2 protein-coding genes are annotated in these 656 nt (G+C 45.0%); both read left to right on the top strand.

Annotated features, from left to right (window positions below; all coding sequences use genetic code 11):
• The coding region (locus A3766_RS30160) for a hypothetical protein (protein ID WP_197479192.1) at nucleotides 1–302 on the top strand (302 nt) is incomplete at its 5' end.
• Nucleotides 303–397: 95 nt separating this feature from the next.
• The coding region (locus tag A3766_RS02115) for a prepilin-type N-terminal cleavage/methylation domain-containing protein (RefSeq protein ID WP_156508620.1) at nucleotides 398–656 on the top strand (259 nt) is incomplete at its 3' end.

The following is a 656-nucleotide window of genomic DNA, read 5'->3' as shown; positions in this document are numbered from 1 at the left end:
ATGACGTGACGCACTATGTTGGAGAGCAAGCTTTAGAGGAAAGTCAGCACCTAGCGGGTGTTTGGGTATTTGACCCAAAACTAAGAGATATTGCTTATCAGCCGCGCGATGTGTCAGTAGAGAGTTTGCGAGCGCAATTGCAGGGGGAGTTCTCAAGGATTGTTAGCGATGAACCTGAATGGCAGCGCCAAAGATATTCGCAATGGTTGCAATTTAGAGTAGTTGGTCTATTGTCAAAGGATAAAGTTCAAGCGAATAAACATTCAGAATATGAAGGATTAGTTCTGCAGCTCATGCCGTAAACCATGAGCGCAGTTTCTGAAGCAGGTACTTGGTTTTCAAAAACGGGTTTTCAAAAACAGGTTTCAATTTACATTGATGAAGAGAGTTTGAAGTTATGAAAAAAATGTCCGGCTTTACATTAATTGAGTTAGTGGTCGTGATTGCCGTGCTAGCTATTCTTGCTGCGGTGGCCTTCCCGAAGTTTGCTGAGATTTCTGATGAGGCGCATCGATCGGCTGTTGAAGGCGCTGGTGGTAGTTTTACCTCGTCGGTTTCACTGGTTAGAGCCCAGTGGCTGGCAAACGGTACCCGTACCGCCATTACAGACTTACCTGGATATGGTGAACCAGATAATGTTATCGATGTTAGTGTCG

The organism is Oleiphilus sp. HI0132 (genome assembly GCF_001635845.1).
Note: the sequence above shows the minus strand (reverse complement) of the source record. Positions and strands in the feature narration are given on the sequence as shown.